Origin of the sequence: Pseudoalteromonas sp. SIMBA_162, from assembly GCF_046535955.1 — a bacterium.
GTDB classification, from domain to species: domain Bacteria; phylum Pseudomonadota; class Gammaproteobacteria; order Enterobacterales; family Alteromonadaceae; genus Pseudoalteromonas; species Pseudoalteromonas marina.
In genome coordinates, this window is the sequence record NZ_JAWJBQ010000110.1 from 1 (window position 1) to 389 (window position 389).

1 protein-coding gene is annotated in these 389 nt (G+C 33.9%); it reads right to left on the reverse strand.

All coding sequences use genetic code 11. The features are described from left to right. Positions 1–201: replication initiation protein (locus R0J88_RS18940; RefSeq protein WP_410900719.1), on the reverse strand; the 201-nt coding region annotated here is incomplete at its 3' end. Between the last annotated feature and the right edge of the window lie 188 nt (positions 202–389).

Consider the following 389-nt stretch of genomic DNA (forward strand, 5'->3'; position numbering starts at 1 on the left):
CTCATAGACACTGCTTTTATTGAGGCCGAAACACTTGGCATATTCCGTTGGATAAATCACAATTTTTCCTGGGTTAGACTTTTTGGAATTAATTTTAGACAACGCTAGATTTATTAATCGCTGCTCATTAACCTCTAGCGAATAACCCGCATGTAATAATTTATTAGCGAAAACAATTTTTGGAGAATTTTTACTGCTCATTTCTCTACCTCATTTCAAGTTTATGCTGTTATGCTAACCGCGGCCCAACCAATAAAAGAAATTTCGGTAAGTTTTTTGATAAATAAAATTTTTATTTATTCACAGCATACATGTCCCCCTAAACCGTATAAATTGCCTACTCATTTCGTATAAAGTGCCACAATAAACATATAAATTGCCCACCAAAC